Below are 16,045 nucleotides of genomic sequence, written 5' to 3'. Positions count from 1 at the left end.
CCATTTTTTTATCCGAAAATCACCACAAAATTTTAACCACCACGATCTAATGACAAACTATTTTAAAACTTTAGTAGTTGTTTTGGGAATTACAGGATTGGTGTCGTGTAAAAACGATAAACAATCTAATGAGACCATTGTTGCTGAAGTTGTGCAAATTCCAGATACCACCATAACCAATCAATATTATATAGGGAACCGTGCGCCTTTACAATCTAGTGTGTTTTTAAAATTACCCGTAGGAGCAGTAAAACCAGAAGGTTGGTTGGCCGAGTGTTTATCAAGACAGGCCAATGGTTTAAATGGTCATCTTGGGGAAATTAGCGCATGGTTACAAAAAGAAGATAATGCTTGGCTTTCTAAAGACGGTTCTGGTGCTTGGGGATGGGAAGAAGTTCCCTACTGGCTTAAAGGTTATGGAAACATGGCCTATATTTTAGAAGATCAAAAAATGATCGAAGAAACCAAATCCTGGATAGAGGCAGCACTTGCCAGCCAACGCGAAGATGGAAATTTTGGGCCTAAGCGTTTTGGTGAAGATGGTACTCAGGATTTCTGGTCTAATATGATCATGCTGTATTGCCTGCAATCGTATTACGAATACAGCCAGGATGAGCGAGTGATCGATTTGATGACCAATTATTTTAAATTTCAATTAGAAGTTCCAGATGAAGATTTTTTAAGCAGAAGTCATTATTGGCAGCGTATTCGAGGTGGTGATAATCTGTACAGCGTTATGTGGTTATACAATCGCACCGGCGATAAATTTCTCTTAGATCTTGCTGAAAAAATTCATCGAAATACGGCAGATTGGGAAAAACGAGATAATACTTTAGATGAAATAAATAACTGGAAAGAAACCCGCGAAGGTACAGATTGGCCAGATTGGTTTGGCAATCTTGTAGACTGGCATAATGTAAATGTAGCTCAGGCTTTTAGAGAACCGGCTCAGTATTCTCAACTTAGTCACGATAAAAAAGATCTTGAAGCTACTTATGAAGATTTTAAAATAATTAGAGATCATTTTGGGCAGGTTCCAGGCGGAATGTTTGGAGCCGATGAAAATGCAAGACCGGGTTATGACGATCCAAGACAGGGAATCGAAACCTGCGGTGTTGTGGAGCAAATGAATAGCAACGAACAGTTGTTAAGAATTACCGGAGACACTTTCTGGGCAGATCATACCGAGGAGGTTGCTTTTAATACGTTCCCGGCAACCATGATGCCAGATTTTAAATCTTTACGTTACATCACAAGCCCAAATATGGTATTAAACGATGATAAAAATCATCGCCCCGGTATTATGAACGACGGGCCATTTATTATGATGAATCCGTTTAGTTCTCGCTGTTGCCAGCATAACCATGGGCAGGGTTGGCCTTATATGATAGAGAATCTTTGGATGGCGACACCAGATAATGGTTTGGCTGCGGTAATTTATTCGCCAAGTACGGTAACAGCGAAAGTTGCCGGTGGAGAAGAGGTAAGTATTACTTCGCAAACCAAATATCCTTTTGAAGATCAACTTCAGTTTAGCATCAATTCTTCTACGGAAGCTGATACAGAATACCCATTGTATTTTAGAATTCCTGGATGGTGTACAGAGGCTTCAGTTAAAGTGAATGGAGAGGAAATAGAAACTGCTCCTGAAGCCGGAAAGTACATCAAATTACATCGCGACTGGAATGATGGGGACCAGATCACACTTACATTTCCGAAGCAATTGAAAGTCCGTCGTTGGGAGAAAAATCATAATAGTGCAAGTATAGATTACGGGCCATTGACTTTTAGTTTAAAAATCGATGAAAAATATATCGAAAAACGAAGTGATGAAACAGCAATTTGGGATTCTAAATGGCAGGAAGGAGTAGATCAGGAAAAATGGCCGTCTTACGAGATTTATCCAGATTCACCGTGGAATTACGGATTGGTTTTAGATGAAAATCCAGAGGATTCTTTTGAAATTGTTGAAAAAGACTGGCCGGCAAATAATTTTCCGTTTACGGTAGAAAATGCGCCAATTGTTTTAAAAACCAAAGCAAAGCAAATCCCAAACTGGACGATCGATCAATACGATTTGGCTGGTGAGCTTCAGGACAGTCCTGTAAAATCTTCGGAAGCAATAGAAAACGTGGAACTGATTCCAATGGGAGCTGCCAGATTAAGAATTAGTGCGTTTCCGGTAATTGGGGAAGGTGATAATGCTAAAACCTGGGAATAATTTTTCAGAAAAAATACACATCGAAATTGTAGAATTTCAGCATAAAAAATAAACGCGATAATATGAAAATACTTAAAAAATCGGCTGTTTTTGTACTTGCAGGCATGCTTAGTGTAGGCTGTAAAGATGAAAAAACAACAGCTGAAAACAACCAAAATAAGCCAGAGGCAATCTTAACAACGCAGTGGACTAATAAAGTAGATCCGCAAAATGTACTGCCAGAATATCCAAGACCTATCCAAAAACGTGAAAACTGGGAAAATCTAAATGGATATTGGGAAGTAAGCCTTGAAAAGACCGATAAAACTACTTTTTCTGAACCATTAAAAGATTCGATTTTGGTGCCTTTTGCGGTAGAATCTTACCTGTCTGGAATTATGAAAACTTCGGATGATTTGGTGTATAGAAAACTCATCACTATTCCTGAAGATTGGAATGGCGAAGAAATTATGCTGAATTTTGAAGGTGTAGATTACGAAACCCAAGTTTATGTAAACGGCGAAAAAGTGGGTGATCACAAAGGAGCTTTCGATCATTTTGCATTCAATATTACTCCGTTTTTAAAAGAAGGAAAACAGGAAGTGGTTGTTAAAGTTCACGATACTTCTAACGATGGCTTGCAGCCGGTAGGGAAGCAGGTAAGAGATCCAGAAGGTATTTTTTATACTTCTACCACCGGGATCTGGCAAAGTGTATGGATGGAGCCGTTAAGTAAAAATCATATCGAAAACTTCAAAATTCGTCCAAATATAGATAAAGGGGAAGTGACTTTTACTGCGGAAGATGAGGTTGAAGGAACAATTAAGTTGCAGCTTATGGATGGATCTTCTAAAGTTGCTACAGCTGAGGGCAGCGCCGGTGAAACCATTACTTTAAAAGTTGAAAATGCTAAACTTTGGAGTCCTGAAAATCCATTTTTATACGATCTAAAAGTCGAATTGGTGAACGGTGAAGAAACTACCGATAGTTTTGAAAGTTATGTGGCTATGCGTAAAATTAGCCTTGGGAAAGAAGAAGGGAAAACCAAGCTATTCTTAAATAACAAGGATTATTTTCAGGTGGGTGTGTTGGATCAGGGTTATTGGCCTGATGGTTTAATGACGCCACCAACCGAAGCGGCATACATCTGGGATATTGAAACTTTCAAAAAAATGGGCTTCAATTTACTTAGAAAACATGCTAAAACTGAAAGCCAGAGATGGTATTATCTCTGCGATAAAATGGGAATGTTGGTTTGGCAGGATATGCCGCAGGCCTATCCACATCCAGATTTCTTAGAACGTTTAACTCAGGAAGACAAAGATCAATTTGAAGCTGAATTTGAAGATATGATCGACGATCTTTATAACTATCCTAGTATTGTAATGTGGGTAGTTTTTAACGAAGGTTGGGGACAATATGATACAGAGCGTTTAACCAAATGGGTTGAAGGTTTAGATGAAACAAGATTAGTAAGTAACGCCAGTGGTTGGACAGATCACAACGTAGGCGATATTATCGATATGCACAGCTATCCTGGGCCAGATGTTTATCCAGTTGAAGAAGATAGAGCAACTGTTCTTGGTGAGTTTGGTGGTTTAGGACTGCCTTTAAAAGGTCACCTTTGGCAAGAGTCTAACTGGGGGTATCGTAATATGGCAGATTCTCTAGAATTTAGAAAATCGTATACCGAGCTTTGGGATAAGGTTTGGGAAATGAAAGAAGAAAAAGATGCCAGTGCGGTGGTTTACACGCAGGTTTCAGATGTAGAAGGTGAAGTAAACGGGCTGGTTACTTACGATCGTGAAGTGATTAAAATCCCGGTAGATTATCTACACGATATTCATACAGATCAAATGATCTCGCCAGTGAGCATAAAAGCGGCACACAGCCTTTTTGTAGACGATCTAAAAGTAAGTCTTAGCTCTAGAAAAGACGAAACGATCTATTATACTTTAGACGGAAGTGAGCCAGGTTCATCTTCTAAAAAATATAGCGGTCCTTTTACAATTTCAGCATCTTCGCAGGTTAAAGCCATTGCGATAGATGGAGATAAAGAAAGTTATATAACCAGTGAAGAATTTGAAAAAGTAGATAGCTATCAGGAAGCTTCAAAAGCGCTTTCAAGTTCAATGAAACCTGGTCTTGCATATGCACTTTATGGTGGTAAATGGCAAAAATTACCAGATTTTTCTGCGGAAGAAGTTGCTGCTTCAGGAGAAACAAAATCTTTGAAAATTTCAGAATTAAGAAAAAACGAAAATTTCTACGGATTAAAATTTGAAGGCTTTTTGAAAGCTGATAAGCAGGGAATTTATGGGTTTCATTTAAGTGCAGATGACGGAGTTCGATTAACTATAGATGGAAAGGTGGTTATCGAGCATGATGGTATCCACGGGATGGAACTTAAAAAAGCTGAAATTCCATTAGCTGCCGGTTATCATAAAATGACGTTAGAATACTTTCAGGGAGAAGGAGGTTCTGGTTTAAATCTGGATGTAATAGATCCTGCCGGAAACAAACTAAAAACTGAAGATATTTTTGCGCACGAATAGCACATTGAAACTATAAATTTTGAATATCCAATACATCGAAATTGTATAAAAAATAAGAAGATTTTTATAGAAAACTGGACTTGTAACCCAGTTAGTACCGTGTAATCTAAATTACAGTTAGTTTTTTTGTTGATGCATGTACCAGGCTAGTTGATCCTGGTGCAGCGTTTTTAGGAGAAATGGCATCAAATTTATTTTGGTGCCATTTTATTTAATAAAATATCTTTTTAAAAGCTGAAGATTTTAAATTTTCAGGTTTTTATCAAAAAAAATAGAATATGATAAACCGATTTTGGTTGTTTTTAAGCATTGTTTTTTCAATGCAGTTATATGCTCAGGAAAAGCAAATTTTGTTAGCAGATCCAACGATTTTCGAAGAAAATGACACTTATTATTTATACGGAACCAAGGAAGATCAAAGCATTCCTGGTGAAGGTTTTTTGGTGTATACTTCTAAAGATCTAAAAAACTGGGAAGGCCCTGTTGGAAAAACTGATGGTTTTGCTTTAAAGAAAGGAGATGCATTTGGAACCAAAGGTTTTTGGGCGCCGCAAATCTTTAAATACCAGGGCAAATATTATATGGCGTATACTGCCAACGAAAATATTGCCATAGCAACCGCCAATAGTCCCTTAGGACCATTTGAAAATGAAGGAAAAGCTTTAGAAGCTCCGGTAAACCAAATCGATCCTTTTGTTTTTTTTGATGATGGGAAAGTGTATTTATACCATGTAAGATTAACGGAAGGAAACCGAATTTTTGTTGCTGAAATGACCAAAGATCTTAGCGCAATAAAGCCCGAAACTTTAAAAGAATGTATTGCTGCTGAAGAAAGCTGGGAAAACACTGCAAATGCTGAATGGCCTGTAAGCGAAGGGCCAACAGTTTTTAAAAATGGCGATACTTATGTTATGCTTTACTCGGTAAACGATTTTAGAAATCCAGACTATTCGGTAGGGGTGGCTACGGCTAAAAGTCCATTTGGCCCCTGGAAAAAAGCAGCTTCAAATCCGCTAATATCAACAGCAGATTTGGATATTAATGGTACAGGACATGGCGATTTGTTTAAAAAAGGAAATTCTTTGTATTATGTGCTGCATACTCATTTTTCAGAAGAACAGGTTAGTCCGCGTAAAACAGCTATTGTTAAGCTGAAATTCGATAAAAAGAAGAATGTTTTTAAACTGAAATCAAATTCATTTCAGTATTTAAAAAAGTAAAAAGTATTCGATAAGAACAAGGTATTAGTCAATTACAAAAAAATCCGTTAGAACTTCTAACGGATTTTTTTATTGGTACCGCCAAAGGGTATAATACCCCGAGGTATTTAACTGATTTTTTATACAATTTCAACAAGCTTTTCAAATACTCGAGCGACCATTTCAGCGCCCGGATCTGGGATTCCTTCAAGGCTAGATTCAGATAAATAAGAACTACGTCCTGCACTGGTATTGGTGATATTGGCGGTTTCATCGGCTCCTTCTCTCGCAGCTTCTGCAGCTTCTTTGATAGACTTATTATCGCTTAAAGCCTCAAAAGCAGGTTGCATAGCATCGATCATGGTACGATCGCCCTTTTCAGCGCCACCGTAGGATTTCATTTTTTCTAATCCGTTTAGCAAAGCTTTTCCAATATTGTCATCATCTTCAAGGCTGCTTCCGGCTTTGGTAAAGAGCATCGACAACAATACACCGCTAGAACCACCGGTTTCTCGTGCTAAAACGCGGCCAATGGTGGTAAATAATTCAGGTAACGAAGCATAGGGTAATTCCGAAGAAATCTTTTTAAACTTTTTCCCTGCAGCAGCAAAAGTAGATCCTGCATCGCCATCACCAACTTTCTCGTCCAGATCGTTCATTTCCTTTTCCATCTCGATAAGATAATCGGCAATACTTTCTACAATCTTCTGGTGTTTTTTATTTTCAGAAGGCTCGAATTGCATGGTTTTAGGTAAGTCCGGACTTTTAATGCTACTTGGTTTCGCATAGGCTCTAATTCGCCATTCTGGAGTTTCGGTTTTTTCTAAAAGTGCATTTTCGATCTCTTCGTCTAATTTTAAAAGCGTGATCGAAAAACCATTCATATTTAAAGAAGTGGTCATTGCGGTTGGGCCTACCAGGTATTTCACTTTTTTAGAAATATCGATTTTATCAAAACTATGCACCAGTAAATTCATTTCAAGCGGAGTCACACTGCCCAAATTGTTAAAAAGCAGCACATATTTTTCTTCGTCCTCCGGAAGATATTCCTTCAATTTATCTACCGCTTTTTGAACCAGTGCATCGGCCTGATCCATTTTTATAACATCTACACCTGGTTCGCCGTGAATTCCCAATCCTAATTCTGCTTCAGATTTATCCAATCTCGACTCTTCAGGGTTGTTGAATTTCTGTCCTTCGGTAAGTGATAGTCCGATCGAGATAGCACTTTCAGCCACTTTTTTTGCCGCTTTGGTGACTTCATCCAAAGATTTTCCTTCTTCAGCTAATTGTCCGGCAACTTTATGAACCAGTAAAGTTCCTGCAAGACCACGCTGCTGCGTATCTTCGCCTAAAGCAATATCGTCACCCACGATCACTGTTTCAACTTTATGACCAAGAGCCCTGGCCTGCTCGGCTGCTAGCCCAAAATTCAATCGATCTCCGGTATAATTTTTTATAACCAGTAAACAGCCTTTTTCACTGTCTACCGCAAGAATGGCCGCTAAAACAGCATCTACAGATGGTGATGCGAAAATATCGCCACAAACGGCAGCTGTGAGCATTCCTTTGGCGACAAAACCAGCGTGCATAGGCTCGTGACCAGAACCTCCACCAGAGATGATGGCAACTTTAGATCTATCGATCTCTTTTCGGGTAACTACTCTTACTTCTGGAAAACTGTCTAGTTTGGTAAGATTAGGATCTGTAAGCAATCCTTCTATAGATTCGTTTACAACGTTATCGGGTTTATTAATGAAAAATTTCATGGAAAGGTTTTCTTTTAAAGGTAAAGAATTATAAAGCCTTTACACAGTGAGAAGCGCTATTCACTTCAGAATTTATAAAAACTTTAAGTTGCTTTTAGCACTTTTTGAAGGGAATAAAAAAGCATCTCGATTTTATCGATTTTCAGCTTATATTTTTTACTTGGTAATCGAGATTGAATGTTACGAAGCTTGCCTAGATACAAAGACGAATTTTTTAAACGTCTCACAGGCTTGCGCTGAGTTTGTTTACTTAACTTGTAAACACAGTAAGTGATAAATTCTGAAGACTTTCTGCCGGAATACCGAGAAACTATCCAATAAATCTTAAATTTATGTTCCTGAAGAAATCCACAAGAAGGATCTAAAAATATCATGGAAGAAATTGAAAGTATTTTAAAAGCTAAGGGAATTCGTCCCACTGCCGTGCGATTGTTGGTTTATAAATTTATGGCAAAAGAATCTTTGGCGATGAGTTTAAATGATATTGAAGCGGCTTTTGGCCAAACTGAAAGAACTACACTCTTTAGAAGTTTAAAGCTATTCGAGGAAAAAGGTTTGGTTCATAAAATTGAAGATGGTAGCGGAATGGCAAAGTTTGCTTTAGAATCTTCTGGAAATAAAAGTTTGAATGATAAATTACATCTTCATTTTCACTGTTCTAAATGTGGGGAAACCCAATGTTTAACAGATCAAACAATTCCTAATATTAGTCTTCCTAAAGGATTTAAGGCTACAGATGCTAATCTTGTGGTAAAAGGTTTATGTGATAAATGTTCTAAATAATTATTCTTGAAATCTTATAATTTTAAGATTTATGGTTTAAACTAATTAATTATTTAAGAGTCAAATGCTTGTAGTAACTTAATACCAGTTTAAATCATGAAAAAAATAATTTTAGGTTTATTTCTTCTTTTTGGAGCTCAAGTATTTGCTCAGGGAAGAATGTCTGAAGATGTCTTAAAGAAAATGCAGGAAGAAGAAATTGCTGCTTTGGCTTTAAATGAAGAACAAATCCCGGCGTATAAAGAAATCAATAAAGATTTTACTGAAGGATTACAAGCGCTTCGAAATTCTAACGGAGATCGTAGTAAGCGTTTTGAGCAAATGAGAAAACTTTCTGAAAAGAGAGACGAAGATCTTAAAGAATTACTTACTGAAGATCAGTTTAAAAAATATACTAAAATGCAGGAAGAGCGCCGTGAGCAAATGCGTGGCAGGATGCGAGATAGACGCCAAAATTAACTTGGTAATCAAGATTAAATACTTCGAAGCTTAGCTTGAATTAAAGTTTATTTTCAAACAAAGCTTTCATTGGCTAGACTTGAGGTAGTTTACTAAGATCAAAAAAGCCCTCTAATTTTAGAGGGCTTTCTTTTTTATAAAGGCATATATTTGGCGATTACTTTGTGTAATCCTTATCTAAAAATAAAAATCGTTTATCATCTTCAGCATTTTCAGCTTTAGATTCGGTATCTAAGATCATTACAGGTGGAGTTTCATCATTAGCTTCAGCTTTTGGCCATTCTGGTAAAGATTCGGTATTTGGATTACCGGTTTTAACGAAATTCGCCAGGTATTCCTGAATCGTTTCTGAAACTTTATAATCTTCTTCTGTCCATGCATAATCTTCTATGCGATCAAGATTCCCCATAAAATATTCGATCTCTGCCGCATGTGGTGCGCCAATCGCTTTTGGTGCTTCAGGAGTATTTTCGTCTTTTTCCTGAGTTCCGCCGGCAAGTCCCGGTTGTTTAGATTGATCTTTTAATTCTGGTCTTAATTTACTGTACAAATAACGATAAACAGGAGCATTTGAATTTTTGCGATGAAGATCGAACCATTTCCAGGTACTGTAAACAATAAAGCGATCTGAAGCTAGTTTTGTTGCTGAAAGGATTACTTCTTCATTAGTGGTATGTGGATAAAGATTTAATACTTCTTCGTAATCTTCAGGATAAATCTCTTTTACTTTTTTAATGAAATTTTCTGGAGTGTTTTCTAATCCCTGCATCACACCCATTCCTGGAATTTCAGCAGAATTCCATCCTACAAGTAAAGGAACTTGTGCCTGTTCTTTGGCTTCAAAAATTTCTGGAAGTGATTTTGGTAAAAAGTAATTATCAATTACTGCAGGGAAACCAAATCTACCCGATTTTTGGTAAAGCATAAAAATAGAGTCGGTACTCATCGCTCTAAGATCTGCCAGCGAGTTAGCGCCAATTTGTTCAGCAAAATCGATTCCGGTTTTTTCAGCTTCTTCCAAAGATATAGGAGCAAGAGTTGGATGAATAGAAGCACCACTTTCGCCAATCGCGCCATTAATTAAATCTTTAGACAAAGGCGAAGCCATTTGAGCACTTACCGAAATCGATCCGGCAGATTCTCCTGCAATGGTTACCTTTTTAGGATCGCCTCCAAAAGCTGCAATATTAGCCTGAACCCATTCCAGTGATTTTTGTTGATCTAACAATCCATAATTTCCTGAAGCTTTATAAGAAGCTTCTTCACTAAGTTCTGGATGCGCCATAAAGCCAAAGATGTTCAACCTATAATTTACGGTAACTACAAGCATTCCTTTTTTAGCCATGGTTTCGCCATCATAGCGAGGTTCTGAAGCATCACCGGCTACAAAGCCGCCTCCGTAGAAATAAACAAGAACCGGCAGTTTTTCTTCTGAAGTTTCTTTTGGCGTCCAAACATTTAGATACAAACAATCCTCGCTCATCCCATTAGAACGAGATTTCATGTCCCCAAACACATTCGCCTGAACGGGTTTATTTTTAAATTCTTTTGTAGCTAATGTATCATTCCAGTTTTTGGCATCTTGTGGCGCCTTCCATCGTAAATCCCCAACTGGAGGTTGCGCGAAAGGAATCCCAAAGTATTTTCTAACCGATTGGTCTTCATTTAAAAAACCTTCAACTTTTCCATTTTCTGTTGAAACGATAAGATTATTTTCCTCAGATTCTTTGTTTTCGCCGGTATTTTTACATGAAGTAAAAAGGCTTATACCTGCGAATAAGAGTATGATTTTTTTCATTATTACTTGTAGTTTTTAGACTTTTATGCTTATTTGAAATCGTTTAAAGCTCATTTAGAAGCTACAAAATGCTCTTTGATTTATGCTTTAAGAGTTTTGGATCGATTCACTCTTTAAATATACGACCATTGCTTAAAAAGTAAACATAAAAAAAGCCGGAAATTCCGGCTTACTCAATATTCGAGATATTTTATGATTCCTTGTAATTTCTATTGGCTAAAATTGGATGTTTTACACCACAATTTTCTTTTCGCCTTTAATTTCATGGTAATTCTGGCTAATATCGTCTTGATCTTTTTTGGTTTTAAAAAGTTTATAGCCTAAGTAACCTAAACCTGCTGCAGCACCAATTCCAAGTCCTACAACGCCACTTTTGGCCACTACTCTTTTTCCTGCTTTAGCCGCAAGGTATCCAGCAGCCCATTTTCCGGTTTTTTTCAATTGATTTTTCATAGTATTTATAGTTTTTATTTTGGTTAATGATTAGATTCTGAGTCTGTTTTATTGGATTCAGAATTAAAATTTTTAAGATTTTCCAGTTGGTTTTATAAGCAGTTCGTTCACGTTTACACTATCGGGTTGCGAGAGAGCGTAAAGAACAGCATCTGCAATATTGTTAGCTTCTAATTTTGGTTCAGCTGCGTTATTGTAGTTTTTATCATTCAGTAATTCTTCGTCTGTGATATTATTTCTTAAACTGGTATCTACCGTTCCTGGTTCGATACAGGTGACTCTTATATTATATTCAGGAGAAAGCTCCATTCGCATCGCCTTGGATAAAGTGATAATGGCCGATTTTGATGCGCCGTAAATAGCACCACCTTGATACACCTCTTTACCATCTACAGAAGAAATATTAATAATGTGACCGCCCTCGTTTTTCTTCATATATGGTAATACGCCATGAATGCAGCGCAATGTTCCTTTTACATTTACCTCGATGGTTTGCAACCATTCATCTAAGTGGCGGTTTTTTAAATAGGTTAAAGGCATTACTCCGGCTGAATTTACCAGAATATCTATTGTTTTAAATTTAGCGATAGCTTTTTTAAAACCTTTGGCCACACTTTCTGTCTGGCTTACATCCATTTCGATAGTAATACTATCGGATTTTAATTGTTTCTGAATTTCCTGAAGTTTTTTGACATTTCTGCTAGCAAGGACGATTTTGCAGTTTTCTTCAGATAATTTTATGGCAATAGCTTTTCCTATTCCGCTACTTGCTCCAGTTATTAAAGCGACTTTGTCTTTTACTATCATATAATCTTTACATTCATTTAAATCGATTTAAACTTCTTTTATCCAATATGAATGACGCAATTTTTTTATCCAATCTCAGGTAAAACAATCTTAATCTTTTAATAAAACAAAGTTAAAAATTGAAGCTATTTTATATTTAAATAACTGAAAATCAATTATATGTGAGTTTTTTAGGAAAGCTGAAAGATTTTTTAGAAAACTATTTTAAGCATATTTGCGTAAGTATCTGAACAACAAAAAACTCAATTAATATGAAAAAGTTTATTAGGCCAATTTTTATGTTAGCTGCAGGAACAATGATGATTTCATGTAGCGATGACGACAGCATGGGAAGAACTCCTGTAGAAACTTCAGAAACTGCACATTTATATGCAACCAGTCATAATGGTAGCGTAACCCGTTATGATATTAATAATGGTGAAACAACAAGCTACGAAACCTCTTCAGATGATGCAGAAGGTATTTATTACGATGGCGACGATGATTCTTTTACTATTGTTTCACGATCTTCAGCAAGTTTGGAGAGCTATTTAGATATTGGTGGTTTAGAAACCGGGGTAGATTTAAATCTTAGCTTAGACTTATCAAGTTCTTCAGATTTACAAAGTCCGCGTGATATTGCCGTAAACGGAAATATTTATGTTGTAGCAGATAATGCAGATGTAGATGGCGATGATACCACTGCAGATGGAAGATTCTTTATTTATACTAAAACCTCTTCGGGCTTTCAATTAAGAAATGTGGTAAGCGTAGATTTTAAGGTTTGGGGGATAGAATTTGTTGATAACGATCTTTATGCCGTAGTTGATGCCACCAATATGCTTGCAGTGTTTACCAATTTTTCTTCAACTTATATGACAGATATGGAAGCTTCAGCATCTAAAACCGTAGAGGTAGAAGGTATTGTTAGAACACATGGTTTAGATTATGACGGAGGAACTATGATAATGACAGATATTGGTGATGCAGCTTCAGATTCAGATGGAGGTTTTCATGTTATTACAAATTTCGACAGTAAGTTTAACGCAACTATGGATGGGGGAATGATTTCTATCGAGGACCAAATGAGGGTTAGTGGTGGAAACACCAACCTTGGAAATCCTGTAAATGTTGTATATGATTCTAATTATGATGCTGTATTTATTGCTGAAGTAGCAAATGGTGGAGGTAGAGTGCTTGCATTCTCTGATGTTAGCACAACGAGTGGAAATAGATCTCCACAAATTAATAACAGTTTATCTGGCGCTTCAGCCGTTTATTTTTACACAGAGTAGTAAACCTTTTTTGCCCAAAAATCAAAAGCCATGAAATTTTTCATGGCTTTTATTTTTTTTAGGATTTTATAGTCTAAGGCTTTCTGGTTTTTTATCTTCATCGATGGCAACAAAAGTAAACTCTCCTTTTACAGCCTGTTCGCGATGGTTAGAATACATTTCTTCAGTAAAAATCTCAACACTAACTTTTAAACTGGAATTACCAACTTTGGTCACTTTTCCTATTAATTCTACAAAGGTGCCGGCAGGAATTGGTTTTTTAAAATCGATGCGATCGCTACTAACGGTTACCATACGTTGTCTGCTAAACCGTGTTGCAGTGATAAAGGCAACCTCGTCCATCATTTGCATAGCCGTACCGCCAAAAAGAGTGTCGTAATGATTGGTGGTATTTGGAAAAACAGCTTTAAAAAGATGGGTTGTCTATTTTTCGATACGTTCTTCAATATTCATAAACTTCTTTTTCCAGGGCTAAGAAATGAGTGACCTGCTGATCTAAATTTTTAATAGGATAAATATCGATTTTGCATAAATATTCCTCTCCATTTTTTCGGTAATTGGCCAATATTTCAGAGAAATTATTTTCTAAAGTTACCTTGCTCTTTATCTTTTTTCTAATTGCTGCGGAAGTGTTTTTTCCCTGAAGGAAATTTGGTTTTTTCCCTTTAGCAAAGTTCGCCGGATAACCTGTCATAGTGCTGAAGCCTTTATTGGTCCATAAGATAGTTTGATCTCTTTTGGTTAATACCAAAGCTTCATAATCCTGATTAAGCATAAAATTTAATGAAGTGCTCCAATGATATTTTTCAGCAAAAGCTTTAAGTGATTCCAGCTCAGTATTCCGCCTGGCTTCTTCTTTTATTTTATCTGAATAATCTGCGAAAATATCCATACTGCAAAGTGGATGCAGGCGTAAGCTTTTTAGGTCATTAAAAGTTTTATGCTGCTTACTTAGATAAATATCTAAAGACGATAAGTTGTATTCTTTCTCGGGTGCCATAGTTTTTAATATTTCTTTTTAGAAATTCGGTTACCCGTTATTTGCCGTTGCTGGCTACTTTTAAATCTGCCCGATTCAAAATTCCGTAATTTTTGATGTTTTGTTTTTCTACCCTGAACTCTTGCACGCCATTTTTTCCAGTTTCTGGGGTGCATTTGCTCCTGCATAAATTTTATCACATCCTTTTCTGTAAGTCCAAACTGATATTCTATAGCCTCAAAAGTAGTACGATCTTCCCAGGCCATGGCAATTACGCGATCTATCTGTCGTTCAGAAAGATTAAATTTTTCAGCAATTTTCATATTCAACTTTTGTTTAAAGATAAAATGATAAAGTTGAACACAAAAAATATTATAATTTAATTTAGAATATATGAAGTGTTTTTTATCACTTTATAACCGCAGGTAAAAACAATTGGTGTTGAGGAGATAGCGTGTTTTGGGACTTTCGACTTTTTAAGCTTTAAGAATTTTGCTTTAAAACTTCTGCAATTAAGTTGCTTATCGCTTAACAATTTTCCCCTTTTATTTTTTTGATAAGTAAGGTGATTGGCAAGAATAAAATTAGCAACACGGTATTCAACATAAGTCTCATTAGAAGCATCATTTTTCATAATCATTAAATTTGGAAAGAATACCTTGTAATTTAATGATTTATTATTTTTTAACCTTTAATTTTAACAATTATATTATTTAGTGGTTGTTAATTTAGTTTTTTGTTGAATTGTTGTTGTTTTTTAATTTTTCAGAAATTAGATAATCGACGATTTCAGTATTAATTTCAGCACCCAATAAAATAATGAAGCAAGTGATGTAAAGCCAAAGCAATAAGACTACAACTGCTGAAATTGAACCATAAACTTCGCCATAATTCCCAAAGTTGCTCACGTAAAAGGAAAAGCCATAAGATGCAGCCAACCACACAAAAGTTGAAAATAATGCACCAGGAATTACCCATCGATTTGCCGGTTTTGGCCTTGCCGGTGCAAACTTATACACTAAACATAAAAAAATACTCACTAAAAAGGCCAATATCAACCAACGTGACCAGCTAATTAAATCTTCAAGATATGTTGGTAATCCAATTTTATGAACCAATGCCGGGAAGCCTACAATTAAAATCATACTTAAAATAAGCATAGCCAGGCCACCAACTGTAAAAATCGAGGCCATTAAATATTGCTTAAAAATATTATGATTCTCTGTAGTATCGTAAGCGATATCTACTCCTGTTAGCAAACCGTTTGTGCCTTTGTTGGCACTCCAAATACTAAATAGTATTCCAAATAAGGTTCCCCAACCAAGTTTGTCGCCATGTGTTTCAAGAAATACATCGATACGTTGTTGCAAAATTTCGAAAGCCTGTTGTGGCATCATTGCTGAAAGTTCACTTATTTGCCGTTGAATTTCCTGAGGATCTGTGGTTAATCCATACAAAGAGATCAACGCCATAATTGCTGGGAAAGTGGCTAAAAATGCATAAAAAGCAACCCCGGCTGAAACAATACTTACCTTATCTGCAGAGATCTCATTTTTTACCTGCTTTACTACTTCCCACCAGCCTTTTGGCGAAAGTTTAAAAGGATTGTGATTGGTTTTAGTATCTATTGCTTCTCTTTTCATTAAAATGATCTTGGCTTAATGCAAAAATTAAAGATAAAATTGAAGCTTGCTGCTAATAGCCTGTTAATTATAAATATTTTAAAGCCGTAACTAACTTAGTGATGCTTTAAATTTTACCAGCAGATG

General features: G+C 36.4%; 14 protein-coding genes and 1 pseudogene. 6 read left to right on the top strand and 9 right to left on the bottom strand.

From position 1 onward, the window contains the following. Window positions 1-49: 49 nt before the first annotated feature. The 3 genes from IIF7_RS04700 (at window position 50) to IIF7_RS04690 (ending at window position 5,975) form a co-directional block, all read left to right on the top strand. A complete protein-coding gene (locus IIF7_RS04700) occupies window positions 50-2,221 on the top strand; it encodes a beta-L-arabinofuranosidase domain-containing protein (protein ID WP_084840520.1) in 2,172 nt (723 codons plus the stop codon). A gap of 62 nt (window positions 2,222-2,283) precedes the next feature. After that, window positions 2,284-4,755, top strand: coding sequence for a sugar-binding domain-containing protein (locus IIF7_RS04695; protein WP_084840519.1), 2,472 nt, complete (start codon window positions 2,284-2,286; stop codon window positions 4,753-4,755). 278 nt (window positions 4,756-5,033) lie between these two features. Beyond that, the gene (locus tag IIF7_RS04690) at window positions 5,034-5,975 is read left to right on the top strand and encodes a glycoside hydrolase family 43 protein (RefSeq protein WP_084840518.1); all 942 of its coding nucleotides are present in this window, start codon (window positions 5,034-5,036) and stop codon (window positions 5,973-5,975) included. A 119-nt stretch (window positions 5,976-6,094) separates the two neighbouring features. Here the strand turns inward: IIF7_RS04690 and IIF7_RS04685 are convergent, their stop codons facing one another. Further along, a complete protein-coding gene (locus IIF7_RS04685) occupies window positions 6,095-7,723 on the bottom strand; it encodes a dihydroxyacetone kinase subunit DhaK (protein ID WP_084840517.1) in 1,629 nt (542 codons plus the stop codon). A 372-nt stretch (window positions 7,724-8,095) separates the two neighbouring features. On the opposite strand from IIF7_RS04685, the gene IIF7_RS04675 reads away from it, so the two are divergent. Both IIF7_RS04675 and IIF7_RS04670 read left to right on the top strand, forming a co-directional pair. Further along, on the top strand, window positions 8,096-8,506 hold the full coding sequence (locus tag IIF7_RS04675) for a Fur family transcriptional regulator (protein WP_084840515.1): 411 nt from the start codon (window positions 8,096-8,098) through the stop codon (window positions 8,504-8,506). A 96-nt stretch (window positions 8,507-8,602) separates the two neighbouring features. Beyond that, window positions 8,603-8,965, top strand: a complete 363-nt coding sequence (locus IIF7_RS04670) for a hypothetical protein (RefSeq protein WP_084840514.1) — start codon at window positions 8,603-8,605, stop codon at window positions 8,963-8,965. A gap of 157 nt (window positions 8,966-9,122) precedes the next feature. On the opposite strand, the gene IIF7_RS04665 is transcribed toward IIF7_RS04670, so the two are convergent. From IIF7_RS04665 to IIF7_RS04655, 3 genes are all read right to left on the bottom strand, one after another. Further along, the gene (locus IIF7_RS04665) at window positions 9,123-10,763 is read right to left on the bottom strand and encodes a carboxylesterase/lipase family protein (protein WP_084840513.1); all 1,641 of its coding nucleotides are present in this window, start codon (window positions 10,761-10,763) and stop codon (window positions 9,123-9,125) included. 231 nt (window positions 10,764-10,994) lie between these two features. After that, window positions 10,995-11,216, bottom strand: a complete 222-nt coding sequence (locus IIF7_RS04660) for a hypothetical protein (protein WP_084840512.1) — start codon at window positions 11,214-11,216, stop codon at window positions 10,995-10,997. Window positions 11,217-11,288: 72 nt separating this feature from the next. Further along, a complete protein-coding gene (locus tag IIF7_RS04655; protein WP_084840511.1) occupies window positions 11,289-12,023 on the bottom strand; it encodes an SDR family oxidoreductase in 735 nt (244 codons plus the stop codon). Between the two features lie 251 nt (window positions 12,024-12,274). Between IIF7_RS04655 and IIF7_RS04650 the strand changes: the two genes are divergently transcribed. After that, window positions 12,275-13,297 (top strand): hypothetical protein, encoded by a 1,023-nt coding sequence (locus IIF7_RS04650; protein WP_084840510.1) that lies wholly within the window; start codon window positions 12,275-12,277, stop codon window positions 13,295-13,297. 66 nt (window positions 13,298-13,363) lie between these two features. Here the strand turns inward: IIF7_RS04650 and IIF7_RS04645 are convergent. The 5 genes and pseudogenes from IIF7_RS04645 to IIF7_RS04625 all read right to left on the bottom strand — a co-directional run bounded on the left by IIF7_RS04645 (window position 13,364) and on the right by IIF7_RS04625 (window position 15,919). Then, a pseudogene (locus IIF7_RS04645) lies at window positions 13,364-13,750 on the bottom strand (acyl-CoA thioesterase). After that, a complete protein-coding gene (locus tag IIF7_RS04640; RefSeq protein WP_084840509.1) occupies window positions 13,740-14,297 on the bottom strand; it encodes a PAS domain-containing protein in 558 nt (185 codons plus the stop codon). The pseudogene IIF7_RS04645 and the gene IIF7_RS04640 overlap by 11 nt, the downstream one beginning before the upstream one ends. 5 nt (window positions 14,298-14,302) lie before the next feature. Beyond that, entirely contained in the window at window positions 14,303-14,599 is a 297-nt protein-coding gene (locus IIF7_RS04635) for a TIGR03643 family protein (RefSeq protein WP_084840508.1), read from the bottom strand. 56 nt (window positions 14,600-14,655) lie between these two features. Then, the gene (locus IIF7_RS04630) at window positions 14,656-14,910 is read right to left on the bottom strand and encodes a hypothetical protein (RefSeq protein WP_139801264.1); all 255 of its coding nucleotides are present in this window, start codon (window positions 14,908-14,910) and stop codon (window positions 14,656-14,658) included. 94 nt (window positions 14,911-15,004) lie between these two features. Continuing rightward, entirely contained in the window at window positions 15,005-15,919 is a 915-nt protein-coding gene (locus IIF7_RS04625; RefSeq protein WP_084840506.1) for a YihY/virulence factor BrkB family protein, read from the bottom strand. Window positions 15,920-16,045 lie beyond the last annotated feature (126 nt).

This window comes from Zunongwangia atlantica 22II14-10F7, assembly GCF_002094855.1.
Taxonomy (GTDB): Bacteria; Bacteroidota; Bacteroidia; order Flavobacteriales; family Flavobacteriaceae; genus Zunongwangia; species Zunongwangia atlantica.
The sequence above is the reverse complement of the archived record's forward strand: the minus strand, read 5'-3'. Positions and strand labels throughout refer to the sequence as shown.